Annotated in this window: 20 protein-coding genes and 1 pseudogene; 10 read left to right on the top strand and 11 right to left on the bottom strand. The window is 69.6% G+C overall.

From position 1 onward, the window contains the following. Nucleotides 1-7: 7 nt before the first annotated feature. The 4 genes from F4553_RS13115 (at nucleotide 8) to polA (ending at nucleotide 5556) form a co-directional block, all read left to right on the top strand. Nucleotides 8-1102: a branched-chain amino acid ABC transporter permease gene (locus F4553_RS13115; protein WP_184840688.1), complete on the top strand. Its 1095-nt coding sequence runs from the start codon at nucleotides 8-10 to the stop codon at nucleotides 1100-1102. After that, a complete protein-coding gene (locus tag F4553_RS13110) occupies nucleotides 1095-1982 on the top strand; it encodes an ABC transporter ATP-binding protein (protein WP_184835821.1) in 888 nt (295 codons plus the stop codon). The genes F4553_RS13115 and F4553_RS13110 overlap by 8 nt, the downstream gene beginning before the upstream one ends. After that, nucleotides 1972-2682, top strand: coding sequence for an ABC transporter ATP-binding protein (locus F4553_RS13105; RefSeq protein WP_184835820.1), 711 nt, complete (start codon nucleotides 1972-1974; stop codon nucleotides 2680-2682). The genes F4553_RS13110 and F4553_RS13105 overlap by 11 nt, the downstream gene beginning before the upstream one ends. A 198-nt stretch (nucleotides 2683-2880) precedes the next feature. Continuing rightward, nucleotides 2881-5556, top strand: a complete 2676-nt coding sequence (gene polA, locus F4553_RS13100; protein ID WP_184835818.1) for a DNA polymerase I — start codon at nucleotides 2881-2883, stop codon at nucleotides 5554-5556. Nucleotides 5557-5793: 237 nt separating this feature from the next. Here the strand turns inward: polA and F4553_RS13095 are convergent, their stop codons facing one another. After that, entirely contained in the window at nucleotides 5794-6603 is an 810-nt protein-coding gene (locus F4553_RS13095; protein ID WP_376776209.1) for a class I SAM-dependent methyltransferase, read from the bottom strand. 257 nt (nucleotides 6604-6860) lie between these two features. Between F4553_RS13095 and rpsA the strand changes: the two genes are divergently transcribed. Continuing rightward, nucleotides 6861-8339 carry a 30S ribosomal protein S1 gene (gene rpsA, locus F4553_RS13090; protein WP_184835814.1) on the top strand — a complete coding sequence of 493 codons (1479 nt, stop codon included), beginning with the start codon at nucleotides 6861-6863 and terminating at the stop codon, nucleotides 8337-8339. Between the two features lie 86 nt (nucleotides 8340-8425). Then, a pseudogene (gene coaE, locus F4553_RS13085) lies at nucleotides 8426-8995 on the top strand (dephospho-CoA kinase); the annotation flags it as partial. Nucleotides 8996-9279: 284 nt separating this feature from the next. Here coaE and F4553_RS13080 read toward each other — a convergent pair. Then, nucleotides 9280-10932, bottom strand: a complete 1653-nt coding sequence (locus F4553_RS13080; RefSeq protein ID WP_184835810.1) for a hypothetical protein — start codon at nucleotides 10930-10932, stop codon at nucleotides 9280-9282. A 332-nt stretch (nucleotides 10933-11264) separates the two neighbouring features. Between F4553_RS13080 and uvrB the strand changes: the two genes are divergently transcribed. After that, the gene (gene uvrB / locus F4553_RS13075) at nucleotides 11265-13388 is read left to right on the top strand and encodes an excinuclease ABC subunit UvrB (protein ID WP_184835808.1); all 2124 of its coding nucleotides are present in this window, start codon (nucleotides 11265-11267) and stop codon (nucleotides 13386-13388) included. 46 nt (nucleotides 13389-13434) lie between these two features. Here the strand turns inward: uvrB and F4553_RS13070 are convergent, their stop codons facing one another. Both F4553_RS13070 and F4553_RS13065 read right to left on the bottom strand, forming a co-directional pair. Beyond that, nucleotides 13435-14166: an alpha/beta hydrolase gene (locus F4553_RS13070; RefSeq protein WP_246466311.1), complete on the bottom strand. Its 732-nt coding sequence runs from the start codon at nucleotides 14164-14166 to the stop codon at nucleotides 13435-13437. 10 nt (nucleotides 14167-14176) lie between these two features. Further along, entirely contained in the window at nucleotides 14177-14503 is a 327-nt protein-coding gene (locus F4553_RS13065; RefSeq protein WP_184835806.1) for an antibiotic biosynthesis monooxygenase family protein, read from the bottom strand. Nucleotides 14504-14713: 210 nt separating this feature from the next. Here F4553_RS13065 and F4553_RS13060 point away from each other — a divergent pair, with 210 nt between their 5' ends. Continuing rightward, nucleotides 14714-15712 (top strand): TerC family protein, encoded by a 999-nt coding sequence (locus F4553_RS13060; RefSeq protein ID WP_184835804.1) that lies wholly within the window; start codon nucleotides 14714-14716, stop codon nucleotides 15710-15712. 132 nt (nucleotides 15713-15844) lie between these two features. Here the strand turns inward: F4553_RS13060 and F4553_RS13055 are convergent, their stop codons facing one another. The 4 genes from F4553_RS13055 to typA all read right to left on the bottom strand — a co-directional run bounded on the left by F4553_RS13055 (nucleotide 15845) and on the right by typA (nucleotide 20942). Continuing rightward, nucleotides 15845-16795, bottom strand: coding sequence for a C40 family peptidase (locus tag F4553_RS13055; protein WP_184835802.1), 951 nt, complete (start codon nucleotides 16793-16795; stop codon nucleotides 15845-15847). After that, nucleotides 16792-17871 (bottom strand): mandelate racemase/muconate lactonizing enzyme family protein, encoded by a 1080-nt coding sequence (locus F4553_RS13050; RefSeq protein WP_184835800.1) that lies wholly within the window; start codon nucleotides 17869-17871, stop codon nucleotides 16792-16794. The genes F4553_RS13055 and F4553_RS13050 overlap by 4 nt, the downstream gene beginning before the upstream one ends. An 11-nt stretch (nucleotides 17872-17882) precedes the next feature. Next, the gene (locus F4553_RS13045; RefSeq protein ID WP_184835798.1) at nucleotides 17883-18701 is read right to left on the bottom strand and encodes a serine hydrolase; all 819 of its coding nucleotides are present in this window, start codon (nucleotides 18699-18701) and stop codon (nucleotides 17883-17885) included. Nucleotides 18702-19079: 378 nt separating this feature from the next. After that, nucleotides 19080-20942: a translational GTPase TypA gene (gene typA / locus F4553_RS13040; protein ID WP_184835796.1), complete on the bottom strand. Its 1863-nt coding sequence runs from the start codon at nucleotides 20940-20942 to the stop codon at nucleotides 19080-19082. A 229-nt stretch (nucleotides 20943-21171) separates the two neighbouring features. Here typA and gsmA point away from each other — a divergent pair, with 229 nt between their 5' ends. Together gsmA and F4553_RS13030 are read left to right on the top strand one after the other, a co-directional pair. Then, the gene (gene gsmA, locus F4553_RS13035) at nucleotides 21172-22164 is read left to right on the top strand and encodes a sporangiospore maturation cell wall hydrolase GsmA (protein ID WP_184835794.1); all 993 of its coding nucleotides are present in this window, start codon (nucleotides 21172-21174) and stop codon (nucleotides 22162-22164) included. A 45-nt stretch (nucleotides 22165-22209) separates the two neighbouring features. Next, nucleotides 22210-23349, top strand: coding sequence for a low temperature requirement protein A (locus tag F4553_RS13030; protein WP_221469875.1), 1140 nt, complete (start codon nucleotides 22210-22212; stop codon nucleotides 23347-23349). Between the two features lie 10 nt (nucleotides 23350-23359). On the opposite strand, the gene F4553_RS13025 is transcribed toward F4553_RS13030, so the two are convergent. The 3 genes from F4553_RS13025 to F4553_RS13015 form a co-directional block, all read right to left on the bottom strand. Then, complete coding sequence (locus F4553_RS13025) at nucleotides 23360-24931, bottom strand: AfsR/SARP family transcriptional regulator (RefSeq protein WP_184835792.1); 1572 nt, start codon at nucleotides 24929-24931, stop codon at nucleotides 23360-23362. Between the two features lie 165 nt (nucleotides 24932-25096). Next, the gene (locus F4553_RS13020; protein ID WP_312875190.1) at nucleotides 25097-26278 is read right to left on the bottom strand and encodes a phosphotransferase family protein; all 1182 of its coding nucleotides are present in this window, start codon (nucleotides 26276-26278) and stop codon (nucleotides 25097-25099) included. Nucleotides 26279-26333: 55 nt separating this feature from the next. Beyond that, nucleotides 26334-26945, bottom strand: coding sequence for a hypothetical protein (locus F4553_RS13015; RefSeq protein ID WP_184835790.1), 612 nt, complete (start codon nucleotides 26943-26945; stop codon nucleotides 26334-26336). Between the last annotated feature and the right edge of the window lie 45 nt (nucleotides 26946-26990).

Below are 26990 nucleotides of genomic sequence, written 5' to 3'. Positions count from 1 at the left end.
CAGCGACATGGGCGAGCGCTGGCGGAAGCTGCCGATGTGGCAGCGGCTCCTGGCGCCCGCGGCCGGCATCGTCTTCCTCTACTACCTGCCCTACCTGGCGATTCCCGGCCTGGAGTATGTCCGCACGGACTTCGCCGAGGCCGGCTCCAACTGGTCGGGTGTGCTCTTCACCTGCGCCGTCTACGCCCTGGTGGCGATCGGCCTCAACGTCGTCGTCGGCCTGGCGGGGCTGCTCGACCTGGGATATGTCGGCTTCTTCGCCATCGGCGCCTACACCGTCGGGCTCTTCGGCTCGGTGGAGTCGCCGGTCGTCAAGATGATCCAGCGCACCTTCGACCTGCCCGAGACGTGGGCACTGGCCTGGGGACTCTGCATCCCGCTCGCCATCGCGCTCACGATGATCTCGGGGGTCATCCTCGGTGGACCCACCCTGCGACTGCGCGGTGACTACCTCGCGATCGTCACGATGGGGTTCGGCGAGATCATCCGCATCGTCGCCCGGAACTCGGAGTGGACCGGCGGTCCGCAGGGCATCTCCGCTATTCCCGGTCCGGAGGGTCCGCCGTCGCAGGACAACGTCGTGTTCGGCCTGATCGACCCGACCCCGTGGTACTGGCTGGCGATCACCGTGGCGCTGCTGCTCGTCGTCGCCACCCGCCGGCTGGAGCACAGCCGGGTCGGCCGTTCGTGGCTCGCCGTCCGTGAGGACGAGGACGCCGCGGCCGTCATGGGCGTGCAGGGCTTCAAGTACAAGCTCTGGGCATTCGCCATCGGCGCTTGCCTGGGCGGCATGTCCGGTGCGCTCTTCGCCAGTCGGCAGACCTTCATCGACCCGACGAACTTCGGCCTCGCCCTCTCGATCACCTTCGTCGCGATGGTGGTCCTCGGCGGTGCCGGCAACATGTTCGGCGTGGCGTTCGGCGCGGTCCTGCTGACCTACCTGCCGGAACGCTTCCGGGAGCTGCAGGACTGGCGTCCCTTCGCGGTCGGTGTGGCGATCGTCATCGTCATGATCTTCAAGCCGGCGGGGCTCATCCCCAGTCGGCGCCGGGCCAGAGAATTGAAGGACCGAGCCGAGGAGGCGGTGGCAGCCAATGTCTGAGGACGCGATCTCCACCGCCACGCCGCGGCGGGTGCTGCTCGAGGTGAACGACGTCACGCTGCGATTCGGCGGCGTGGTGGCGCTCAACGAGGTCAACTTCTCCCTCTACGAGGGGGAGATCCTCGGCCTGATCGGGCCCAACGGTGCGGGCAAGACGACCTGCTTCAACGTGATGACCGGCGTCTACAAGCCGACTTCGGGCCAGGTCCGCTTCGCGGGCCAGGGGATCAGCGGCAAGCAGCCGCATGTGATCAACCGGATCGGCATCGCCCGGACGTTCCAGAACATCCGGCTCTTCCCCGAGATGACGGCGCTGGAAAACGTCATCGTCGGCGTCGACGCGCGGCACAAGACGAGCGTCCTCGGTGCGCTCTTCGGGCTGCCCCGCTTCCGCCGCCGGCCCGAGGAGTTCAGCCCGGACGCCAACCCGCTGCTCGTCTGGGCGCAGAAGGCGTTCGGCATCTCCCGGCACCGGCGGGAGGAGATCTCCGGCGAGGAGATGGCGATGGAGCTGCTGCGCTTCGTCGGCATCGACGACCAGGCCAACGAGCTCGCCCGCAACCTGCCCTACGGCTACCAGCGGCGGCTCGAGATCGCCCGGGCGCTGGCGACGCAGCCGAAGCTGATCTGCCTGGACGAGCCGGCCGCCGGATTCAACCCGGCGGAGAAGGAAGCGCTGCTCCAACTGATCAGGAACATCCGCGATCGCGGATTCACGGTCCTGCTGATCGAGCACGACATGCGGCTGGTCATGGGAGTGACCGACCGGATCGTGGTCCTCGAATTCGGCCGGAAGATCGCCGAGGGCTCCCCCGAAGAGGTCAGCCGTGACGAGAAAGTGATCGCTGCATATCTGGGGGTACCGGCCGATGTTGCTTGAGATGGAGAACGTCACCGTCGCGTACGGCCGGATCGAGGTCCTGCACCAGATCAGCATCGGCATCGATGAGGGCGAGATCGTCGCACTGATCGGGGCCAACGGCGCCGGCAAGACCACCACCATGCGGGCCATCTCCGGGATCCGCCCGCTCTCCAGCGGGAGCATCAAGTTCGCCGGAGAGGACATCTCGAAGCTGCGGGCGGACCTGCGGGTGATCCGCGGGCTCTCCCAGGCTCCCGAGGGCCGGGGCATCTTCCCCGGCATGTCCGTGCGGGAGAACCTGGACATGGGTGCCTACACCCGCCGGGACGCCGCCGCGATCGCCGAGGACCTGGAGCGTGTTCTCGCGCTCTTCCCCCGGCTGCTGGAACGGATCAAGCAGCCCGGCGGCACGCTCTCGGGCGGCGAGCAGCAGATGCTGGCGATCGGTCGGGCGCTCATGGCGCGGCCGAAGCTGCTGCTGCTCGACGAGCCGTCGATGGGGCTCGCACCCATGCTGATCCAGCAGATCTTCAACATCATCACGGAGATCAACCAGCAGGGGATGACCGTGCTCGTCGTCGAGCAGAACGCCCAGCAGGCGCTCTCGCGGGCCCACCGGGCGTACGTGCTGGAGACCGGGACCGTCGTCAAGTCGGGCGCCGGACAGGATCTGCTGCACGACCCGGCCGTCAAGGCGGCCTACCTCGGCGTGGCCTGATCACGTCGTTCTCTGATTCAGGCCGGGGTCTGCGGACCCCGGCCTGAGTCGTTCAGGGCGCACGCCCAGTGGTGGCCGGCAAGGCGCACGGTGCAGCCGTGTGCGTTCTTTGCACGCAAGGTGACGAGCAACGCCGCCAGCGGCCAATTGGCGTGCGCCCTTACTCCTGTTGTCAGGGGTGGGGCTTAAGCTGCTCGGGTGACTGAGACGCTGTTGCTGCTGGATGGGCATTCCCTGGCTTACCGCGCGTTCTTCGCGCTCCCCGTGGAGAATTTCTCCACCACGACCGGGCAGGCCACCAACGGGGTCTACGGCTTCACCTCCATGCTGATCAACGTGCTGCGCGACGAGAAGCCGACGCACATCGTGGTCGCCTTCGACGTCTCCCGCCACTCGTTCCGCACGGACCAGTACGCGGAGTACAAGGCGGGCCGCTCCGACAGCCCGGCCGAGTTCGGCGGGCAGGTGGCCCTGGTCCAGGAGGTCCTCGACGCGCTGCGCATCCCCTATGTGCAGATGCCGGGCTATGAGGCCGACGACATCATCGCCACCCTGGCCAGGCAGGGCCGCGAGGCCGGCTACCGGGTGCTGATCTGCAGCGGTGACCGCGACGCCTACCAGCTCGTGACCGACACCGTGACCGTGCTCTACCCGCGCAAGGGCGTCTCCGACCTGGCCCGGATGACCCCGGAGGCCATCACCGAGAAGTACGGTGTGGCGCCCGGCCGCTACCGCGATCTCGCGGCGCTCGTCGGCGAGTCCAGTGACAACCTGCCCGGCATCCCCGGCGTCGGTCCGAAGACCGCGGCGAAGTGGATCGACCAGTTCGGCAGCCTCGACGAGGTCGTCAACCACGCCGACGAGGTCAAGGGCAAGGCCGGTGACAGCCTCCGCGAGCACCTCGCCGGGGTGATCCGCAACTACCAGATCAACCGGCTCGTCGACGATCTGGAGCTGCCGGTGCAGGCCGTCGAGTCGCTCTGGCCCGGCTTCGACCGTGAGGCGGTGCACCGGGTCTTCGACGCGTTGGAGTTCCGGATCCTTCGCGAGCGGCTTACCCAGATCTTCGGCGAGGCCCAGCCCGCCGAGGCCGATGCGGGCTTCGAGCTCGACGGAGCGGTGCTCTCCGAGCCCGGTGCGGTCGTCACGTGGCTCGCCGCGCATACCGGGCTCACCATCGGCCTCGCCGTGAGCGGCACCTTCGGCCGGGGCACGGGCCAGCTCACCGGCATCGCCCTGGCGACCGCCGCCGGAGCCGCCGCCTACCTCGACCCCGACCAGCTCGCGCAGGCCGACGAGCAGGCGCTCGCCGCCTTCTTCGCCGACCCGGCCCGTGGCAAGATCATTCATGATGTGAAACCGGTCATCAACGCCTTCACCACCCGGGGCTGGCAGCTCGACGGGATCGTCACCGACACGGCGATCGCCGCCTACCTGGCCCGCCCCGACCAGCGCAGCTACGACCTGGGTGACCTGTCGCTGCGCTACCTGCACCGCGAGCTGCGGGTCGACGAGCCCGGGACCGGCCAGCTCAGCCTCCTCGACGACGGCAGCGCCGACCTCGGCCAGCCGCTGATGCTGCGGGCCCGGGCGACCCTCGACCTCGCCGACGCGCTCACGGCCGAGCTCGACCGCGACTCGGGCTCCGGCGTCCGGCTCATCGCCGAGCTGGAGCTGCCGCTGGTGCGGGTGCTCTCGGCGATGGAGCGGGTCGGCATCGCCGCCGACACCGACTACCTCTCGGAGCTGGAGGCGCACTTCGCCGCCGAGGTGAAGTCCGCGGCGCAGGCCGCCTATGCCGTGGTCGGGCGCGAGTTCAACCTCGGCTCGCCCAAGCAGCTCCAGGAGATCCTCTTCACCGAGCTGGAGCTCCCCAAGACCAAGAAGATCAAGACCGGCTACACGACCGACGCCGACGCGCTGCAGAGCCTGCACGCGCAGACCGGGCACCCGGTCCTGGAGCACCTGCTCCGCCACCGCGACGTGGCGAAGCTCAAGTCGACCGTCGACGGGCTGCTCAAATCCGTCAGCGACGACGGGCGCATCCACACCACCTTCTTCCAGACGGTCGCGGCGACCGGGCGGCTCTCCAGCACCGACCCCAACCTGCAGAACGTGCCGATCCGCACCGAGGAGGGGCGCCGGATCCGCCGGGCGTTCGTCGTCGGCGAGGGCTTCGAGTCGCTGATGACCGCCGACTACAGCCAGATCGAGATGCGGATCATGGCGCACCTCTCCAAGGACGAGTCGCTGATCGAGGCCTTCGGCGCCGGGGCCGACTTCCACGCGGTCACCGCGGCCTCGGTCTTCAGCCTCCCCGCCGAGGAGGTCACCCCCGAGCACCGCCGCCGGATCAAGGCGATGAACTACGGCCTCGCCTACGGCCTGTCCTCCTATGGGCTGTCGCAGCAGCTCGGCATCACCACCGCCGAGGCGTCCGCCCTGATGGAGGAGTATTTCTCGCGCTTCGGCGGCGTCCGCGACTACCTGCAGGCGGTCGTGCGGCAGGCCGGCAAGGACGGATACACCGAGACGATCCTCGGTCGCCGTCGCTACCTGCCGGATCTCACCTCCGACAACCGGCAGCGGCGCGAGATGGCCGAGCGGATGGCTCTCAACGCCCCGATCCAGGGCAGTGCGGCCGACATCATCAAGGTCGCCATGCTGCGGGTCGACGTCGCGCTGCGCGAGGCCGGCCTCACCTCCCGGCTGCTGCTCCAGGTGCACGACGAGCTCGTGTTCGAGGTCGCGCCCGGCGAGCGGGAGCAGCTGGAGGAGCTCGTCCGGCGCGAGATGGGCGCGGCGGCGGTCCTCACCGTGCCGCTGGCGGTCTCGGTCGGCCTGGGCCACGACTGGAACGCCGCCGATCACTGACCCGTCCTGGCTGGGCACGGGCGACCGCATGCGGACACCTGTGCCCAGCCTTTTCCATGCCCCCGCTGGGGCGCCGCCAACTCCAAGATCGCCGCAACTCTTGAAGAGTTGGTGCCAAGGGCGCGCGCCCGTGGGCGGGTGCTCTGAAGCGCCGTGGCTGATGTCTCGGATAACACCAACTCTTCAAGAGTTGCGACGATCTTGGGCCGGCCGGCCGGCCGGCGGCTTGTCGGATGGCTAGGGCTTGGTGGCGCAGAAGATGGCGGTGCCGGGGAAGATCGCACCGCGCTGGGGGCTCCACTGGCCCCAGATCTGCTCGTTGCCCGGCGACCACTCCGGCTCGACCAGGTCGGTCAGCGTGAAGCCGCCCGCGATCAGCTCCCGGATCCGGTCGCCGAGGGTCCGGTGGTGCTCGACGTAGGTGGCGACACCCTTGTCGTCGTGCTCGACGTAGGGGAGGCGGTCGAAGTACGAGTGGACCGCCACCAGCCCGGCGTCGCCCGGGTCGTCGAGGAAGATCCAGCGCATCGGGTGGGTCACCGAGAAGACCCAGCGGCCGCCCGGCTGGAGCACCCGGTTGACCTCGCGCATCAGGCGGGCGGAGTCCTCGACGAAGGGTACGGCGCCGAAGGCTGTGCAGACGATGTCGAAGGTGCCGTCGGCGAAGGGCAGGGCGAGGGCGTCGGCCTGGACCAGCGGTGGGCGTACCCCCGTGGTGTCGGCGGCGACCTGCGCGTGGCGCAACATGCCGGCGGAGAGGTCGAGGGCGACCACCCGGGCGCCCTGGGTGTGCAACCAGCGCGCGCCCGACGCGGCGCCGCAGCCGAGTTCGAGGACGGTCTTGCCGGCGACATCACCGAGGAGCCGGGCGTCGGCCTCGCGGAGGCCCTCGGGGCACCAGACGAGGTCGACATCGCCGAGGAATGTGCCATGTTCGGCCTGATATTCATCGGCGTCGAGGTCCCACCAATCCCTACTGGCACGCCGGTTCTCCGCCGAATCGACCTCGCGCCGGGTCACTCCGGCACCGCTCACCACGTAATCCACGAGCACACCGTACCCATGTGACCGACGCCACAATCCGGGCGGTTGCGGTGGGAACAAGGGCGAAGCGCGCACAGCGGCGCGTCCCATACCGGGAGGGGTTGCATCGTGTGCTAAGACGCACGGTAAGCTGTTCGATGGCGCTCACCGTGTCTCGGGCTTCGGCAGGGAGAGGTCCGACGTCGTCGATGTTATTCGGCGGCTAGGCGGGGGCGCACCCAGGTCACACCTGACACCATCCGACCGGAGCAACAGTCCACATGACGAGCAGCATCGAGGCCACCTCGAGCGCCACCAAGGTCACCTTCGACGATCTCGGTTCCGAGGAGGCATTCCTCGCCGCGATCGACGAGACCATCAAGTACTTCAATGACGGCGACATTGTCGAAGGCACCGTCGTCAAGGTCGATCGGGACGAGGTCCTTCTCGACATCGGCTACAAGACCGAGGGTGTCATCCCCTCTCGTGAGTTGTCGATCAAGCATGACGTGGACCCGTCCGAGGTCGTCTCCGTCGGTGATCACATCGAGGCCCTGGTTCTCCAGAAGGAGGACAAGGAAGGTCGACTGATCCTGTCCAAGAAGCGCGCTCAGTACGAGCGGGCATGGGGCACGATCGAGAAGATCAAGGACGAGGACGGCGTCGTTCGCGGCTCCGTCATCGAGGTGGTCAAGGGTGGCCTCATCCTCGACATCGGCCTGCGCGGCTTCCTGCCGGCATCGCTGGTCGAAATGCGTCGTGTCCGGGACCTGCAGCCGTACGTGGGCCGCGAGCTCGAGGCGAAGATCATCGAGCTCGACAAGAACCGCAACAACGTGGTCCTGTCGCGCCGTGCTTACCTGGAGCAGACGCAGTCCGAGGTCCGCACCGAGTTCCTGAACAAGCTCGGCAAGGGCCAGGTCCGCAAGGGCGTCGTCTCGTCGATCGTCAACTTCGGTGCCTTCGTGGACCTGGGTGGCGTCGACGGTCTGGTGCACGTCTCCGAGCTGTCCTGGAAGCACATCGACCACCCGTCCGAGGTTGTCGAGGTCGGCCAGGAGGTCGAGGTCGAGGTTCTCGACGTCGACCTGGACCGCGAGCGTGTCTCCCTGTCGCTGAAGGCGACGCAGGAGGACCCGTGGCGTCAGTTCGCGCGGACCCACGCGATCAACAACATCGTTCCGGGCAAGGTCACCAAGCTGGTTCCGTTCGGCGCGTTCGTCCGCGTCGAGGACGGCATCGAGGGCCTGGTGCACATCTCCGAGCTGGCCGAGCGCCACGTGGAGATCCCGGAGCAGGTCGTGCAGGTCGGCGGCGATGTCATGGTCAAGGTCATCGACATCGACCTCGAGCGTCGGCGGATCTCGCTCTCGCTCAAGCAGGCCAACGAGGGCTTCGTGGAGGGCGAGGAGCACTTCGACCCCACCCTCTACGGCATGTCTGCGACCTACGACGCCGAGGGCAACTACGTCTACCCGGACGGGTTCGACCCCGAGACGGGCGAGTGGCTCGACGGCTTCGAGAAGCAGCGCGACGAGTGGGAGAAGCAGTACGCGGAGGCGCGTATCCGCTGGGAGGCCCACACGAAGCAGGTTGTGACCTCGCGCGCCGCTGACGCGGTTGCGGCTGCCGAGACCCCGACCGGCAACGTCTCCACCTCGACTCCGGCTCCGGCCAAGGCGGCGGAGGAGCCCTCGGGCACCCTCGCCACCGACGAGGCGCTGGCGGCACTTCGCGAGAAGCTGGCCGGCGGCAAGTAAGGCTGATTGATCCCCATGAAGGAGGAGGGCGACCCCGGCCGGGTCGCCCTCCTCCTTCATTTCTGCGCCGTGGTTGACTGTTCGGCATGGTGTGGGTAGGTCTGACCGGCGGCATCGGCGCCGGCAAGAGCGCGGTCGCGAAGCTGCTCGCCGAGCGCGGAGCGATCATCATCGACTCCGACCGCCTGGCCCGTGCGGTGATCGCACCGGGAACGGACGGGCTCGCCGAGGTCGTTGCCGAGTTCGGCACCGGTGTGCTGGGCGCTGACGGCGGCGTCGACCGGGCGGCACTCGCCGCTGCGGTCTTCGGCGACACCGCCGCCCGCAAGCGCCTCGAGGCGATCATCCATCCCCGGGTGCGCTCGCGTACGGTCGAGCTCGCCACCGCCGCACCGCCGGACTCCGTCGTCGTCAACGACGTGCCGCTGCTGATCGAGGCGGGGCTGGCATCCACCTATGAGCTGGTCATCGTCGTGCTCGCCGAGACCGAGACCCGGGTCGCCCGGGTGATGCGGGACCGGGGGATGGCCGAGGACGAGGCGCGGGCCCGGATCGCCGCCCAGGCCACCGACGAGCAGCGACGGGCGGCCGCGGACATCCTGATCGACAACAACGGCACCCCCGAGGAGCTGGCTGCCCAGGTGGACGAGGTCTGGACGACGCTGCGGGCCCGCCTGAGCTAGATCGCGTCGTTTCCGGGAAGCCGGCCCATCCCGGTCTCAGCGGAGGGCCACCTTCCCGGACCGAGCGCGATCATCCCCTGGCGCTCCCACCCGGCGCGCGTGGAACTCCCGCGCGGCACCTTCGCCCGGCATCCCCTGCGCTTCCACCCGGCACGCGTGGAACTCCCGCGCGGCATGCGTGGCACTCCCGCGCGGCACGTCATGCAGCAAAGCGTGGCCTCGCGAAGCGAAATGGCCGCGCTCTGCTGCACAACGTGTCAGGAGACGGTGCGGGGGAGGGCTGGGAGCTTGGACTTCACGTCGAGGTCCAGGCGGCCGAGGCCACCCGTCTTCGTCCGGATCTCGATCCGGTGCACGACCCCGGTGCTGTCCACCCAGTAGCGCAGCCGGGCATAGCCGCTCGGCAGCCCGATGTCCTGCTGCCCGGGGATCTCGAAGACCGCGACCGGCACCTTGCCGATCATGTCGGCGCGCAGCCGGTGCGCGGCCTTGCCGAGCGAGACCGGGTCGTCGCGGCTGCTCACCGCGAGCGACAGCGCCTCGTGCAGCAGGACGTCGATGTCGGTGACGGCGACCTTGATGCCGAGATCGCTCCACTCGTTCGTCACCCATCCGCCCCGCGGCGGCTGCGGCAGGGGCGGATCGGTCTTCTGCTGCTGGAACTGCTTGATCGAGATGCCCTTGCGCCCGGCGAGGACCAGCACGTTGGACGTGGGCTCGTCGAGGTTCCGCGCGTAGAGGTAGGCGAGGCCGGTCCGCCAGTCGAGCCAGCCGGACGCCTCGATCAGGCCGCCGCCGCCGACCGGCATCGTCACCGTGACGTGGCCGCCCCCGGCGTTGAGGTTGCGCTGGCGCATCCGGGCCAGCGCCTTCGCCTCGACGGTGGTGACCGCCCGGGGTTTGATCATGCCGCCGCCGAGGACGTCGATCGTCGTCAGCACCGGCCGATCATCGCGCTGCAGGTCCACCTGGACGGAGATCTCCTGGGTGAGCAGGGCCTCCATGCGCAGCAGCCGGGCCGCGCCGTCCAGGTAGTAGGCGACCGCACCGCCGTGCGCGGCGAGCGAGTTCGGTGCGGGCGGTGAAGCACTGGGTGATGCGCTGGGCGAGGCCGAGGCCGTCGCGGACGGAGCGGCAGCCGAGGAGCCGGGCTGGACCTGGCGGACGCCCTGCACGGCGGGGGACGCCGGGGGCTGCGTCGATGCCGAGCTCGGCGGAATGGTCGCGGAAGGGCTGGCCCAGGGGCGCAGGGGGATCACCGCGGGGCCGATCATCACCTCGACCGGGGTGCCGAGGACGTTGTCGTGGCGCAGCCAGCGGGCGTCGAGCTGCTCCAGCAAATCGGTCCGGTCCGGTTGGTTCGCCGCGACGGAGAAGATCAGCGCCAGCAGGCTGTCGACCGGGTCCGGCTTGTCCTTGATGAGCTGGCCGAGGGGGCGTACCCGCCAATTGTCGGACGGCGGCGTGGCCGGCGGCAGCGCGGGATCGCCCGCGCCGCTCGGACCCGGGCTGGGTGTCGCGGCCGTGCCTGGCGGCTTGCCGATGCGGTAGGCGACCACCCCCGGCGACGCCTGGAGCAGGATGTTCGGGCTGCCGGAGCGGGTGTTGCTGGTGGAGAGGTAGATCAGCGGGCGCTGCCAGTCGACCCAGCCCGCAAAGGTGATCTCCGAGCCGGTCTTGCCGATGGTCCCATGGATGCCGGCCCGGGCGTCCTGGAAGTTGTGCAGCCGCATGCTGCCGAGCTTCTGCAGGTCGGTGCCGTTGAGCGGCCGACTGCTCTCGGGCTTGGTCTCTGGCGTCGAGCACGATCGCAGGCCCTGGCTCATCCCGGCGAGGGCGCCGAGCGCGAGGACCGCGACGACGATGAGGGAGAGGGAGCGGCGACGGCCGTTGGGTCGGGTTGCCTCCACGCGAGGAGAACGCCGCAGCGCGCAGATCGGTGACGGGCAAAATAAGGACGCTCGCGGCGGCCGTGTGCGCGTAAGCGCAACCGCACAGGTGCGCTCACCGGCCCTTGGCGATGTGCCACGGCAGGAGCTGCAACCCGGCGCCGAGGGGACCGGCCGGTGTGGAGGTCCGGTCATCATCCCCGGTCGGCCGCCGCGAGCGGCCTACGAATCGAGGGTAATCGAGTCGACCACGACACACAATCGCAATATTGCAGCGAGGTGGTCACGTATAGTCCCGTGCTTCCTGTCCGGTCCGACAAAGGCTGTCATACCCACGGCGTAGGTTGATGGGCATGGCACTCGAGATCCCACGCGTCGACGGCACCTTCCGGGTGGTCAGCGAATTCGTCCCCTCCGGTGATCAGCCGACCGCGATCGCGGAGCTGGAGCGCCGGGTGCGGGCGGGGGAGCGGCAGGTCGTGCTGATGGGCGCGACGGGCACGGGCAAGAGCGCGACGACCGCCTGGCTGGTGGAGAAGCTGCAGCGCCCCGCGCTCGTGCTGGCACCCAACAAGACCCTCTGCGCGCAGCTCGCCAAGGAGTTCCGCGAGCTGATGCCCCACAACGCCGTCGAATACTTCGTCAGCTACTACGACTACTACCAGCCCGAGGCCTACATCCCGCAGACCGACACCTACATCGAGAAGGACTCCTCGATCAACGAGGAGGTCGAGCGGTTGCGCCACTCGGCGACGATGTCGCTGCTGACCAGGCGCGATGTCATCGTCGTCGCGACCGTCAGCGCGATCTACGGTCTCGGCACGCCACAGGAGTACCTCGAGCGCGCCGTCAAGGTCAGCGTCGGCGAGGAGATCGACCGCGACAAGCTGCTGCGCCGCCTGGTCGACATCCAGTATTCGCGCAACGACATCGCGTTCAACCGGGGCACCTTCCGGGTCCGGGGCGACACGCTGGAGATCATCCCGGCCTACGAGGAGTTGGCGCTGCGGATCGAGCTCTTCGGCGACGAGGTCGAGCGCCTCTCCTACCTGCACCCCCTCACCGGCGACGTGGTCCGCGAGGTCGACCAGATGCTCGTCTTCCCGGCGACGCACTACGCGGCCGGTCCGGAGCGGATGGAGCGCGCGGTCCGCGACATCGAGGTCGAGCTGGAGGAGCGCCTCGCGGAGCTGGACCGTCAGGGCAAGCTGCTGGAGGCGCAGCGGCTGCGGATGCGCACCACCTATGACATCGAGATGATGCGCCAGGTCGGCTTCTGCTCCGGCATCGAGAACTACTCCCGCCACATCGACGGCCGGGGTCCGGGCAGCCCTCCGCACTGCCTGCTCGACTACTTCCCCGACGACTTCATCACCGTCATCGACGAGTCCCACGTGACGATCCCGCAGATCGGCGGGATGTACGAGGGTGACGCCTCCCGCAAGCGGATGCTGGTCGAGCACGGTTTCCGGCTCCCGTCGGCGATGGACAACCGGCCGCTGCGCTTCGACGAGTTCCTGGAGCGGGTCGGGCAGCAGGTCTTCCTCTCGGCGACCCCCGGCCCGTGGGAGCTGCGGCAGTCCGGCGGGGAGTTCGTCGAGCAGGTGATCCGCCCGACCGGCCTCGTCGACCCGCAGGTGGTGATCAAGCCGACCCGGGGCCAGATCGACGACCTGATCCACGAGATCCGGCTGCGCACCGAGCGCGACGAGCGCGTCCTCGTCACCACGCTGACCAAGAAGATGTCCGAGGATCTCACCGACTACCTGCTGGAGCAGGGGATCCGCGTGCGCTACCTGCACTCGGAGGTCGACACGCTGCGCCGGGTGGAGCTGCTCAAGGAGCTCCGCATGGGCGAATACGACGTCCTCGTCGGCATCAACCTGCTCCGAGAGGGTCTCGACCTGCCCGAGGTCTCCCTGGTGGCGATCCTCGACGCCGACAAGGAGGGCTTCCTGCGCAGCGGCACGAGCCTCATCCAGACGATCGGCCGCGCGGCCCGTAACGTCTCCGGCGAGGTCCACATGTACGCCGACAAGATCACCCCGTCGATGGCGAAGGCGATCGAGGAGACCGATCGGCGCCGGGCCAAGCAGGTGGCATACAACGAGGCGGCCGGTGTCGAGCCGCAGCCGCTGCGCAAGCGCATCCACGACATCCTCGACGACATCTACCGAGAGGCCGAGGATACCGAGTCGGCGCTCGGCGGGCACGGCCCCGGCGGTGCGATCGTCGGCGGCGCCGGGCGGCAGCTGTCGCGGGGCAAGGCACCGACACCGGGCACGCGGTCGCGCGGCGGCAAGGTCGAGGCCAACTCGCAGGGCATGGCCCGCGATCAGCTGATGACCCTGATCGCCGAGCTCAACGACCAGATGCTCGCCGCCGCCCGGGAGCTGCAGTTCGAGCTGGCGGCCCGGATCCGCGACGAGATCCACGAGCTGAAGAAGGAGCTCAAGATCATGGCTGAGGCCGACTGACGGCGGCATCCGCACCGGCCGCGCAGATCTGCGGCCGGTGCGGATGTCACGGTCGGGTGATGCCGACCGCCCGGTCGATCCAGTCGGCGATCCGCTCCAGGAGCTCTTCGGTGGCCGCGTTTTCGGCGTGCCCGAACTCCCGCTCGATCCAGATGGAGCGCGGGTCGTTGGCCGCGGCGAAGAGGGAGTAAGCGTGCTCCACGGGGAAATACGTGTCGGCGTCGCCGTGCACCACGAGCAGCGGTGTCGGCGCGATCCGGGCGACCACCTCGGTCGGTGACTCCGGCACCGGGTTCCAGCCCCGGCCGGAGATCCGCGTCCGGAGGGCGACCCTGCCGAGGAGGCGGCCCAGGCGGCGTTCGATCACCCAGTGCACCCGCCGCATCGGCGTGGTGCCCCGGTAGTACCACCGGGCCGGGCTGCTCACCGCGACGGCGGCGGCCACCCCGCGGACGAGCGCGGCGTGCCGGACGACGACGGAGGCGCCCATGGAGAAGCCGATCGTGACGATCTCCTTGTAGCCCAGCTCGCGGGCCCAGGCGACGGCCGCCTCCAGGTCGTGGATCTCCTGGTCGCCGACGGTGGAGGAGCCGCCGGAGCGGCCGTGCCCGCGGAAGTCGAAGCTGATGACGCCGGCGCCCCGGTTGAAGACGTCGGCCGCTCTGCGTACCGCCGGTCGGCGCCAGGAGCCGGTGAACCCGTGCGCTATCACCAGGGCGAGTTCGGTGGGGCCGGGCTGGTGGTTCGCGGAGATGAGCACACCGTCGATGGTGCGCAACAGGTCATGCCTAGTGCCCAAGGCTGGCTTCCTCCACCGGCGCCCCGGCGGTCACGTCGATGAAGTGCTCCATCAGCGGCGGCGTGGCGAAGTAGGGGCCGATCAGACCGCGCCAGACGCCGAAGCGCTCCGACTCCCGGAAGTTCTGCGTGTGTGCCTGGACCGAGTCCCACTCGACGATGAGGATGAACCGGGTCGGGGTCTCGATCCCCCGGGTCATCCGCACGCCGTGGCAGCCCGGAGTGCTGGCGAGAACGTGGTGACCCTGCTCATAGGCGGCCGCGAAGTCGTCCTCCTGACCGGGGACGATGTCGAAAATAGCCACTTCCACAACCATTGGAGGATCTTTTCACACTCGATTTCAGCCCCGGAAGCGGACCCGAGTAGGTCATCATGGAGAATAATGTTCGATCGGGAGGGGAGTATTCCCTCGCGGCGGAGTCGTCAGCACGGCCTGCGCATAGAGGCCCGGTTCCGTCGGTCACGGGATTTTCCGTGGCAGAAGAGACCTCCGGTGGTTTTGCGCTGCCTACCGGAGGGTTAATTTATGAACGTGTCCAGCCTTGAGTGGGGCGTCACCCTCGTCGGCCTCATGGTGCTGTTGCTCATCGACTTCGTCATCGTGGCGCGACGGCCGCACGAGCCCTCCATGAAGGAATCGACCCTCTGGGTCCTCTTCTATGTTGCGCTGGCCGTCGCGTTCGGGGTCTACGTCTACGGCAAGCACGGTGGCACCTACGGTGGCGAGTTCTTCGCCGGCTGGCTCACGGAATACAGCCTCTCCATCGACAACCTCTTCGTCTTCGTGATCATCATGGGCCGGTTCGCCGTCCCCCGGCAGTACCAGCAGAAGGTGCTGCTCATCGGCATCGTGATAGCGCTGGTCCTGCGTGGCGCGTTCATCGCCGCCGGTGCCGCGGTCGTCCAGCAGTTCTCCTGGGTCTTCTACATCTTCGGTGCCTTCCTCGTCTACACGGCCTACACCCTGCTCCAGCACGGTGAGGACGACCCGGACGACTTCAAGGAAAACGTCATGATCCGGTGGGCACGTCGCGTCCTACCTCTGACGGACAAGTACGACGGGTCGAAGATCACCATCGTGGCGAAGAACGGCAAGCGGCTCTTCACGCCGATGCTCATCGTCTTCCTCGCGATCGGCACGACCGACCTGATCTTCGCGCTCGACTCCATCCCGGCGATCTTCGGGCTCACCAAGGAGCCCTACCTGGTCTTCACGGCCAACGTCTTCGCGCTGATGGGTCTGCGCCAGCTCTACTTCCTGCTCGGCGGCCTGCTCAGCCGGCTGGTCTACCTCTCCGTCGGCCTCGCCGCGGTGCTCGCCTTCATCGGCGTGAAGCTGGTCCTCGAAGCGCTCGCGACCAACAATCTGCCGTTCATCAACGGCGGCGAGCCGGTCGGCTGGGCCCCGCACATCCCGATCTGGCTCTCCCTCACGGTGATCATCGGGACGCTGGTGATCGCGACGATCGCGAGCCTGGTCAAGTCGTCCCGCGACCGCAAGATCTCGTCGCCCCGCAGCGCCTGAGCCACGTTTTGCAGCAAACCGTGGCCTCGCGCGGCGATATGGCCACGCTTTGCTGCAAAACGTGACCGGGGGTGCGGCGTGACCCGGGGCGGCGTGCTCCGGCGTGCGGCGTGAGCGCGGTCGGCGGCGTGGCTACAGCGGGACGCGGGCGGCGCTGACGAGGTCGGCGAAGCGGTCGCCCGTCAGCTCCTCGATCACCACGTGGCCGACCGAGGACGAGGCGTGCAGCATCACCCGCTTGCCGTTGCGAGGTGCCGCCGCGACGATGCCGACGTGGTGCACGGGCTCGCCGGGCCGGGCGAAGAAGTAGAGGTCGCCGGGGCGCTCCTCGCCGAACTCCACCGGCGTCGTGGCGAGCGCCTGGTCGCAGGCGTCGCGGGGCAGCACGACACCGTGCCGCCGCCACGACAGGTGCACCAGCCCGGAGCAGTCGATCCCGAAGGGCGTCATGCCACCCCAGACATAGGGCGTGTCCCGCAGCCGGGTCGCGGTCATCAGCACGTCACGCGCCGCCGGCTGCCGCTGCGGCACGGGGGTCAGGTCCAGCGCGCGGCCCCACAAAGGCTCAACCTCGCCGGGTACGCCCACCGCCCACCACTCGTCGCCCAGCGTGTCGCCGTCACCGTCGCGATCGTCGTCGCCCTCGTCGGCGAGGTGCCGCCGCCCGGGCAGCGTGATCGTGCGCAACCGCGTACCGAGGACCACCCCGCGCAGCACCAGATCGCCGTCGGGCGCGTCGCGCAGCGTGGTCGCCGTCGCCGCGACGAGCAGGTCCTCGGTCTCGTCGGACGCCTCGGTGAGCTGGTGCCGGGGCAGCCAGCCGGGGTAGCCGCGCGGGTCGAACCGGGACGGCTGGCCGGTGACGACGACGTGGGCCCAGCCGTCGCGCTCGGAGTCGATCACCACCTGCTCGCCGAGCAGGAGCTGGCCGAGCACGGAGTCCTGATCCATCCGCCGTTCCCGGGGGAGCTGGGCGCACCAGCCACGGATGTCGGTGGTCTCACCGAGCATCAGAACGTCTGCCGGGTCGTCGTGGGGTTCGCGCCACAGCGTCGCCACGGCTACTCGTACGGTGGCTCTCATGCCGTCTCCCGCAGGGTGAGTCCGAGGCCGGGTCCGGTGGGCAGGGTGATCGTGCTCCCGGCGTAGGTGATGCCCCCGTCGACCGGGCTCTGCGCGAGCCACCAGGCGGCGTCGAGGTCGCTCACCGCGGTGGTGCCGTGAGCGGCGACGAGGGCCGCGGCGGCACCCAGACCGACGTGGGACTCCATCATCGAGCCGACGATGACGCCGAGCCCGTGCGCGCGGGCAAGCTCGATCATGGTGCGGGCCGCGGTGAGCCCGCCGCACTTGGCGAGCTTGACGTTGACCAGGTCGGCGGCACCGCGCCGGATCACCTCGGTGAGGTCGCGGACGTTGAAGACCGACTCGTCGGCCATGATCGGGGTGTCGACGCGCTGGGAGACCCAGGCGAGGCCGTCCAGGTCCCACCGGGGGACGGGCTGCTCGACGAACTCGACGCCGAGGTCGGCCTCCTCGACGCCCCGGATGATCCGGACCGCCTCCCGGGCCGTCCAGCCCTGGTTGGCGTCGAGCCGGATCCGCACCTCCGGTCCGGCGGCGTCGCGGCAGGCCCGGATCCGGGCGAGGTCTCCGGCGGCGTCGGCGCCCACCTTGAGCTTCAGGACCGTGAAGCCCTCGCCGACGCGGGCCCGGGTGGCGGCCTCGACCTCCGTGGGCTCACCGGCGGCGAGGGTCACGTCGGTGGGGACGGTGGTGGCGTTGCCGCCGAGTGCGCGTACCAGCGAGAGGTTGTTGCGGCGCGCGGCCAGGTCGTGCAGCGCGACGTCGACCGCCCCCTTGGCCGAGTGGTTCTCGGCGACCGCCCGCGCGACCTCGCGGCAGCGCGCGAGCAGGTCGTCGGGGTCGCGGCCGACCAGCAGCGGGCCGAGCATGGAGTCCACACAGGACTGTGATCCGGCGATCGAGTCGCCGGTGACCTGCCAGACCTGGGGCGCCTCGCCGTAACCCGAGTGGCCCTCGTCATCGATGATCTCGACGATGAGGCTCTCGGCGCTGGTCGCGCGCCGCAGCGCCGTCACGAAAGGTGTATGCAGGGGCACCGAGATCCGGTGCGTCCTCACGGCGATGATCGACACGGAGGGTGACGCTACTCGGGGAAGGTCGCGGCGGCAATCCGCGCGACCAGATCGGCGCCCGCCGATTCCTCCAGCGTCGTCGTCGTGCAGACCACCAGGATGTACGCCGGTGAGTGCACCGGATAGATCACCGCCGCGCCGTGGCGGATATTCGGCACCCAGCCGTTCTTGCAGGCGACCCTGGTCCCCGGTGGCAGCCCGGCCGGAATGTCCTCGCGGTACTCCTGGGCCTCCAGGATCCCCAGGATCGCCGCGCAACTCGCCGGGCTCGCCGCAGTGCCGTCGGCGATCGCCGAGAGCAGAGCGGCCAGATCAGCGGCGGTGACGAGGTTGGTGACGCCCGTCTCGCGGGCCCTGACATCCTCGATGCCCCGATCGGTCCGGCTGTGCCGGGCGCCGACATCGCGCCAGACCGCGTTGACCGCATCGGTGCCGAGCACCCCGATCAGCAGGTTCGTCGCGAGATTGCTGGAACGCACGATCATGCGCTCGCCCAGCCACCCCAGCGTCGCCGTCTCGCCCATCCGCCCGGTGACCTGCTCGTCGTTGTCATCGGTCGGATCGATCGAGAAGGGCCCCGCCCCCGGCAACACCGAGACGAACTCGTTATCCACCACGATCTCGTCGTCGAGAGCCAGGTCGCCGCGCTCGGCGGCCCGATGAAGCGCGACCAGCACCGCGACCTTCATCGTGCTGGCCGCGTAGTGCGTGACCTCGGCATCCCGCGTGAAGACCGGTGGGCCGCCGACCGGGCCCAGCCAGATCGAAACAGTCCCATCAATCGAGTCCAGATCGATCGCGTGCAGCGCGGGCGGTAGTGGTCCAGGCATGCCCGGGAGGCTACCCCGCTTCGTGCTCGTATGCGTGCCTCGCACTGCTCCTGGGGCGCAGTTTGCTCGCGCCGCGATCGGGTGGGTGGTGGTGGTGAAACTACCCCTACCGCCATGCAAGATCGCGCTACTTCCCGGAAGTGACCCCTACGGACACGCTTCGAGGGGACTACTTCCGGGAAACAGCACGATCTTGCACCGCGAGGAGGGGCGCGAAAACGGGGAACCAGACGCGACCAGCAAGCTGATCACACCCGATTCCCCAAAGTGCCACCGCGAGAACTACCGTGCCGGTTTCCTGAGCCGGCTCGACCCGCGTCGGGGTCAAGCTCGACTGCCCGGAGCGGGCCGATCAGGCCCAGGAAACCACCGGCGCAACTACTGGTGCTTGCGCCGAGCAGCAGCCCGACCACGCTGAGTCTGGTCGAGCACGACCTTGCGGATCCGCACGGCCACCGGAGTGACCTCGACGCACTCGTCCTCGCGACAGAACTCCAGGCACTGCTCCAGCGTCAGCTTCCGCGCCGGGATCAGGTTCTCCGTGGTGTCGCTGGAGGCGGCCCGCATGTTCGTGAGCTTCTTCTCCTTGGTGATGTTGACATCCATGTCGTCGGCGCGAGAGTTCTCGCCGACGACCATGCCCTCATAGACCTCGGTGGTGGGCTCGACGAAGAGCGAGCCGCGCTCCTGAATGTTGATCATCGCGAAGGCGGTGACCACGCCCTGCCGGTCCGCGACGAGCGATCCGTTGTTACGGGTACGCAGCTCGCCGAACCACGGCTCGTACTTCTCGAAGACGTGGTGCAGGATGCCGGTGCCGCGGGTGTCGGTGAGGAACTCGGTCCGGAAGCCGATCAGGCCGCGGGCCGGGACCAGCCACTCCATCCGGATCCAGCCGGTGCCGTGGTTGACGAGCTGCTCCATCCGGCCCTTGCGGGTCGCGAGGAGCTGCGTGATCGCGCCGAGGTACTCCTCGGGGCAGTCGATCGTCAGGCGCTCGACCGGCTCGTGGACCTTGCCGTTGACCTCTTTGGTGACGACCTGAGGCTTGCCGACGGTCAGCTCGTAGGACTCGCGGCGCATCTGCTCGACGAGGATGGCCAGCGCCAGCTCGCCACGGCCCTGCACCTCCCACGCGTCGGGGCGCTCGGTCGGGAGCACCCGCAGCGACACGTTGCCGATGAGCTCCTTGTCGAGGCGGTCCTTGACCATGCGCGCGGTGACCTTGGAGCCCTTGACCCGGCCGACGAGCGGCGAGGTGTTGGTGCCGATCGTCATCGAGATCGCCGGCTCGTCGACCGTGATCAGCGGCAGCGGGATCGGGTTCTCCGCGTCGGCGAGCGTCTCACCGATCATGATCTCCGGGATGCCGGCCACGGCGATGATGTCACCGGGACCCGCCTGGTCGGCGGACTTGCGCTCCAGGCCGTCGGTCATGAGCAGTTCCGAGATGCGGACGCGGGACTGGGTGCCGTCGGTCTTGCACCACATGACGGTCTGGCCCTTGCGGATGACGCCCTCGCGGACCCGGCACAGCGCCAGCCGGCCGAGGAACGGCGAGGCGTCGAGGTTGGTGACGTGCGCCTGCAGCGGCGCGTCCTCGGTGTAGGTCGGTGCCGGGATCGAGTCGAGCAGCGTCTGGAAGAGCGGCTGCAGCGAGTCGGAGTCGTCGGGGACCTTGCCGTCCTCGGGCTGCTTCAGCGAGGCGATGCCGTCGCGGGCGCAGGCGTAGACGATCGGGAACTCGATCTGGTGCTCGTCGGCGTCGAGGTCGAGGAAGAGCTCGTAGGTCTCGTCGACGACCTCCTTGATGCGCGCGTCGGGGCGGTCCACCTTGTTGATCACCAGAATGATCGGGAGGCGGGCCTTGAGCGCCTTGCGCAGCACGAAGCGGGTCTGCGGCAGCGGGCCCTCGGACGCGTCGACGAGGAGCACGACGCCGTCGACCATGGTCAGGCCGCGCTCGACCTCACCGCCGAAGTCGGCGTGGCCGGGAGTGTCGATGATGTTGATGGTGATCGGTTCGCCCACGGCCGGTGCGTAGTGCACGGCGGTGTTCTTGGCGAGAATGGTGATGCCCTTCTCGCGTTCGAGGTCACCGGAGTCCATGACCCGGTCGGCCATCTCCCCGCGCGCGTGGAAGCCACCACCCTGTTTGAGCATGGCGTCGACGAGCGTCGTCTTGCCGTGGTCGACATGCGCGACGATCGCGACATTACGGAGATCCGGACGGGTCAGCATGGTGTCCATTCTTCCCGGTCCGTGATCATCTCGGGCCGTGGGGGTCGAAAACCATGCCGGAAATCACTCTCGCCCACGGGCTGCCCTCTATGTCCGTTATGGTAATTAAACACCACCAGGGGGGCCAATGCGAAGTAATTTCCTCGTCGTGCCGGTGCTGGTGATTGCCGGCCTGAACGCCGTTTCGGCAGCTCCAGCCACTGCCGCAGTCCCGACGTGGACTGCCGTGGTGACCACGGGTACCGGTGGTGACCCGCTCAACGTCCGTGCCGACGCGGCCACCGATCGCAAGATCATCCGTACGGTCGCCAACAACACGACGGTCAGCCTCGTCTGTCGGATCTACGGCGAATACGTCAGCGGACCCGCCCGCAACACCGCGCTCTGGGACCGGCTCTCCACCGGCGGGATGGTCTCGGGGGCGTACCTGAAGTGGCCCGGCGAGCGACCCGTGCTGCCCTGGTGCGGCGAGCCGCCCGTCAACGCCGTCACGTCGAGCGTCAACGCGCCCGGCGGCGAGCTCAACGTCCGCTCCGGACCCGGCACGAAATACGCCATTCTCGAGCGGATCCCCAACGGCCGGGCCGTGCACATGGCCTGTCGGGCGTGGGGCGAGACGATCGACGGCAACTCGGTCTGGGGATCGCTCGGCCCGGGACGCTTCGTCACGGCGGCCTACGTGAAGTGGTCCTCGACCGAACCCCGCTACCCCTGGTGCAACCAGGCGGCGCCGACCGTGCCCGCCGCCAGCCAGGCCGCGTTCTTCGCGCGGGTGGCGGCGCCCGCCCGGCAGAGCGCCGTCGACACCCGGGTGCCGGCCTCGGTCACGATCGCGCAGGCGATCCTGGAGTCGGGCTGGGGCAAGAGCTGGCTGACGCGGCTCGATCACAGCTATTTCGGGATGAAATGCTTCGGGGGTACGGGTGGGATCGCCATCGGCTGCTCCAGCTACGCGACGCACGAGTGCAACCGGGACGGGACGTGTTTCCCGACGCGGGACTACTTCCGGGCCTATGGATCGCTGGGATCGTCGTTCCTGGACCACGGCAAGCAGCTCGCCACGCTGCCCCGCTATGCGACGGCGATGCGCTACACGGCGGACCCGGACCGGTTCGCGCGGGAGATCCACAAGGCCGGTTACGCCACCAGCCCGACCTACGCCGACAACCTGATCAAGCTGATGAAGCAGTTCAACCTCTACCAGTACGACAAGCGCCCCTAGCGGCTGCGCCGAGCCCGCCTGCACCGGCACGTACGATCAGCAGCCGTGACCTGGTATCGCCCGATGGCGGCGCGCAGTGGCAGCTCCCACCGCGCAGCCACCCCGCTGGAGCTCCTCTTCGACCTCTGCTTCGTCGTCGCCGTCGCCCAGGTCTCCGCGAAGCTCCACCACGCCCTCGCCGAGGACCACATCGTCCAGGGCCTGCTCGGCTTCGCCACCGTCTTCTTCGCGATCTTCTGGGCCTGGCTCAACTTCACCTGGTTCGCGTCGGCATACGACACCGATGACGTGCCCTACCGGCTGGTGACGCTGGTGCAGATCGCCGGCGTACTCATCCTCGCCGCAGGCGTGCCGCGCGCCTTCGACCAGCGCGACTTCGGCGTGATCGTGATCGGCTACTCGGTGATGCGCCTGGCGCTCGCCGCGCAGTGGCTGCGCGCGGCCGTGAGCGACGCCGCGCGCCGCAGGACCGCCATCCGGTACGCCGTCGGCATCACCGTCTGCCAGTTCGGCTGGATGGCGCTGCTGCTGGTGCGCCCGGAGCTCGGCTTCCTGGGCGGATTCGCGGTGCTGGTCGCGTGCGAGATGCTGGTGCCGGTCTGGGCGGAGCGGGCGTCGGCGACGACGTGGCACCCGGAGCACATCGCCGAGCGCTACAGCCTCTTCACCATCATCGTGCTCGGCGAGACGATCCTCTCGGCGACCGTCGCGATCCAGGCCGGGCTCGACGTGGGCGGCCGGCTCGGCGAGCTGGTCGTGATCGCGGCGAGCGGCCTGGTCGTCGTCTTCGGCATGTGGTGGGTCTACTTCGACCGGCCAGCTCACGAGCGACTGGGGCAGACCGACCGGACCTCGTTTCTCTGGGGCTACGGCCACTATGTCGTCTTCGCCTCGGCGGCCGCGGTGGGAGCGGGCCTGGCGGTCGCGGCCGACTCGGCGACCCACGCCGCGCACCTGAGCGAGCGGGGCGCCGCGTTCGCGGTGGCGATCCCGGTCGCGGTCTACCTCTGCAGCGTGTGGCTGCTGCAGGTGCGGCCGCGCAACCGGGTGGTCTACCTCGCCGCGTCGGTCCTCGCGCTGCTCACCCCGCTGAGCCCGATCGCGCTCCCGCTACTGGCCCTGGTGGTCGCTGCCCTGGTGACCGCTGTCGTCGTCAACGGCGAGAAGCGAGGAGATCTTGAATGATTTCCCGGGTTCACAGTGCGATCAGCTCGTCGCGGAGCATGTGGACCACGTAGGGCGGTAGCAGCTGGCGGCTGATCAGCTCGTCGACCGAGCGCAGCTCGCCGCGCAGCTGCCGGTCCACCACGATGCGCTGCGCCGCCTCGGCGGTGACACCGGGCAGCGTCGCGAGCACCTGGGCGGGGGCGTTGTTGACATCGACGAGCCCGCCGTCGTCGAAGGCGCGCGGCAGGTCCGGCCGGCCGATGTGGAGCTGGCGGGCGATCGCCGGATGGCTGGCGAGGAGCTGGCGGGCCTGCTCGCGCCGGTCCTGCTGAACGAGGACGTGCGGCGGTGCGGGCCGGGCCGGTGCAGTGCCGAAGGGTGCCCGGCCGGGCAGGTTGCGCCAGGTGAAGCCGAGGATGCCGCCGTGGACGGAGCCGCCGACGATGGCGACGATCAGGGCGACGACGCCGAGGTCGTCCCAGGGCCCGGCGAGGTCCTCGGGCGAGGTGAGCATCGCGATCCAGGCGAAGACGGTGACCGCCAGATGCCCGAGGGTGGCGGCGGCGAGCCACTTGCTGCGGCGCAGCGCGGCGAAGATGGCCACGACTCCCCATCCGGCGAATCCGCAGCTCAGGATGGGGACGATCGCCGAGGCGAGGCCGACGAGCCAGGTGAGTGACGGATCGTGCGCGGGCGGCGGGGTGGGCCGCATCGGGAGATAGGGCTGCCAGGGCACGTAGACCACGGGCGGCACCGGCTGATGCGGCGGCGGGGGAGGGTGGACGACGGGGGCCGACCGGCCCAGCAGCGCCGGGTCGGACTGCAGGATGCGCCGGTGCAGCTCCTGGAGCCGCTCGCTGGGCTCGACACCGAACTCCTCGTCGAGGAAGCGCCGCATCTCCCGATAGGCCGACAGCGACTCGGCCTGCCGCCCGCACCGGTAGAGCGAGAGGATCAGCAGGTAGCGCAGCTCCTCGCGGAGCGGGAACTCGGCGATCAGCGCGACGAGCTCCGGCACGAGCTTCACATGCTCGCCGAGCTGCAGCTCCACGGTGACGCAGGCCTCCAGCGCCGCGGCCCGGCGCTCGGTGAGGTGGTCGCGGGCGGCGTCGAAGTAGGTCCCGGTGCAGCCCGCGAGCGGCTCGGCCCGCCACAGCTTCAGGGCGTCGCGCAGCCGCCGGGCGGCCTCCGCGGTGCGGCCCTCGTCGCGCAGGTGCAGGGCCTCGTGGAACCGCTCGTCGAGGTTCTCCGCATCGAGGCAGCCGGGGGCGACGGTGAGCACGTAGCCGCCGTCGGTGAGGGCGAGCAGACCGCCGGGTGTCCGCGGGGAGCGGTCGGGCTCGAGGACCCGGCGCAGTCCGGCGATGTACTTCTGCACCACGTTGGCGCCGTTCTCCGGCGGCTCCTCGCCCCAGACGGCATCGACGATCTGCGCGGTCGGCACGGGGCGGTTGGCGTTGACGAGCAGGGCCGCGAGAACGGCGCGCTGCTTGCCCGGGCCGAGGTCGATCTCCCGCTCGCCCTGCTGCGCGCGGACCGGGCCGAGGATCTCGAACCGCAGCGCGTCGCGGTGGATCGGCTCCGTCACCTGCGATGTCACCGGCAGTCCTCCCCGAGTGGCACGCCGCTGACCTGTGGCGTCAGTCATACGGCAGTCATCGGCAGCATAGTGGCAGTGCCTGACGCTCCCGATGCGTGATGATTTCCTGGCTCAGGCAAACGGGGGCGGCCAGCACGCGTGGCGAACTGGCCGCCGCCTGGGCTGTCAGGCCGGGAGTTTCGACGCGTGGTCGAGCCAGAAATCCACATCGGACGAATGATAGGGGTGCTCGGCCGGTTCGATCGCGGCGACGAATGCTGCATAGATCGCGGCATTGCGCAGCGCGGCGAGCGGCACGAGCAGCTCCAGCGCCCGCTCGGGGTCGCAGCCGGGCACGTCGGCGCGCCAGCGGTCGGCCCACGCGGCGGTGATCGCGGCGCGCTCGTCGTCGGTGACGCCGCGCTCGGTGATCCGCAGGATGTCGAAGCCCGGGTGTCCGAGGAACGAGTCGCCCCAGTCGATGATGGTCCGGGCGCCGTCCGGGTGCAGGTCGCCGCGAACGTTGCCCGGGTGCAGGTCGCCGTGGACGAGGGTCTCCGGCAGGCCGCAGGCGGCGAGCTCGGCGAGGCGTGCGGGCAGTCCGGCCGCGAGCGCTTCGAGCCGGGGATCGCCACCGCCGTGCGCCGCGACGACGCCCGCGAGTTGCGCTCCGAGAAGCGCTCCGCGCCTGTCCGGTACGCCGAGAGCCGCCAACCGCTCCACGTCCCCCACGGCGGCGAGCTGATAGCGGTGCAGATCGGCGGCGACGGCATCGCGCACACCGGCGTCGGCGGCGTAGAGGTCGTCACCGGGGATGTCGTGGAGCAGCATCCGCCCCTCGGCGGCGGCGATCAGCGAAGGTCCGCCGCCGACCGTGGCGAGCCAGCCGATGACCGCGCCCTCGTGCGCGAAGAAGGACGGGACCTGCTTCAACCAGACCGGCCCGCCGGCCGTGGCGATCCGCCAGATCACCGAGAGGTTCCAGGTGCGCTGCTGCAGCACCCCGGTGATCGGCCCGACCCCGGCGGCGTCGAGGGCGTCGGCGGCCCAGGCGAGCGACGCGGCGGGCCCGCCGACCCGGGCGTAGGCGGCCCGGTGCGGATGATCGTCGAGGTCGACCTCGACGGGAGCGAGGTCGACCGAGGGCACCCCGCCGGTCTGCGCCAGGTAGGTCACCTCGCCGCCGTGCGGCACGGGCAGCGAGGTGAAGAGGATCCGCAGTACGGCGACGTCGATGCCGAAGCGCTCCCGGACCGTGGTGACGACCCCGCCCACCTCGGGCCAGAAGGGGACCTCGGCGGGGAAGGGCGGCAGCGCGCCCAGCAGCTTGCCGTCGTCGTCGACGAGGATCAGGGTCACGGTGCGCACGAACGCCGACGCTAGCCCCTGCGGACCGCCCCGGCCAGCGGGTTTCGGTCCTGCCCTATCGCTTGGGCGTCACCCGCAGGCCCAACCGGCCGAGTTCCAGAGCGGCGAGGTCCTCGACGGCCTGCGGATCGCCGTTGCGCCAGCCGGCCACGACGTTGCTGTCGAGCTCGGCGAGGCGGCGCAGGGGTGCCGTGGCGAGCGCCCGCAGGGCCAGCAGTTCGCTGCCGCCCTCGTATTTGCGGAGCTTGGCGGCGATGCTGGCGGCCCGGATCCAGGTGAGGCGCAGCGGGATCCACAGCGCCAGGGCGAGCAGGATCGGCACCCCGGCGGTGAGGACCGCGAGCACCGTGGCGAGGTCGCCGACGGCCGACTGCTGGGTCCGGCCCGCCTCGGCGATCGTCTCGGCGGCGTTGGCGGCGCTGCCGAACGGCTTGCCGACGGACTCCCCGACGAGCGGGATGCCCTGCGCCTTCGACTGTGCCTCGGCGAGGTCGGCGGCGAGGCTGACCCCGGCGCTCTCCAGCTTCTTGCCGGGCGCGGCGAGAGCCTTGACCACCCCGTAGACGGTGATCGCGACCCAGATCCACAGCACGCTCCAGGCGATGGCGGTGGCGTCGGCGATGAGCTGGCGGGTGAGTCGGCGCTTGCGCTCGGCATAGATCCTCATGCCGAGCATTGTCGCCGACTCGGTGCGTCCCCGCTCTGTGACAGG

It is taken from the genome of Allocatelliglobosispora scoriae, assembly GCF_014204945.1.
Classification (GTDB): domain Bacteria; phylum Actinomycetota; class Actinomycetes; order Mycobacteriales; family Micromonosporaceae; genus Allocatelliglobosispora; species Allocatelliglobosispora scoriae.
This window is presented reverse-complemented; position numbering and strand designations above follow the sequence as displayed.

What these genes read in the sequence shown, in the direction of transcription:
- F4553_RS13015 (WP_184835790.1), bottom strand. Translation starts at nt 26,945, where the DNA reads ATGAGGATCTATGCCGAGCGCAAGCGCCGACTCACCCGCCAGCTCATC.
- F4553_RS13045 (WP_184835798.1), bottom strand. Translation starts at nt 18,701, where the DNA reads ATGCCTGGACCACTACCGCCCGCGCTGCACGCGATCGATCTGGACTCG.
- F4553_RS13110 (WP_184835821.1), top strand. Translation starts at nt 1,095, where the DNA reads ATGTCTGAGGACGCGATCTCCACCGCCACGCCGCGGCGGGTGCTGCTC.
- F4553_RS13115 (WP_184840688.1), top strand. Translation starts at nt 8, where the DNA reads ATGGGCGAGCGCTGGCGGAAGCTGCCGATGTGGCAGCGGCTCCTGGCG.
- F4553_RS13060 (WP_184835804.1), top strand. Translation starts at nt 14,714, where the DNA reads ATGAACGTGTCCAGCCTTGAGTGGGGCGTCACCCTCGTCGGCCTCATG.
- typA (WP_184835796.1), bottom strand. Translation starts at nt 20,942, where the DNA reads ATGCTGACCCGTCCGGATCTCCGTAATGTCGCGATCGTCGCGCATGTC.
- uvrB (WP_184835808.1), top strand. Translation starts at nt 11,265, where the DNA reads ATGGCACTCGAGATCCCACGCGTCGACGGCACCTTCCGGGTGGTCAGC.
- F4553_RS13105 (WP_184835820.1), top strand. Translation starts at nt 1,972, where the DNA reads ATGTTGCTTGAGATGGAGAACGTCACCGTCGCGTACGGCCGGATCGAG.
- rpsA (WP_184835814.1), top strand. Translation starts at nt 6,861, where the DNA reads ATGACGAGCAGCATCGAGGCCACCTCGAGCGCCACCAAGGTCACCTTC.
- F4553_RS13055 (WP_184835802.1), bottom strand. Translation starts at nt 16,795, where the DNA reads ATGAGAGCCACCGTACGAGTAGCCGTGGCGACGCTGTGGCGCGAACCC.
- F4553_RS13065 (WP_184835806.1), bottom strand. Translation starts at nt 14,503, where the DNA reads ATGGTTGTGGAAGTGGCTATTTTCGACATCGTCCCCGGTCAGGAGGAC.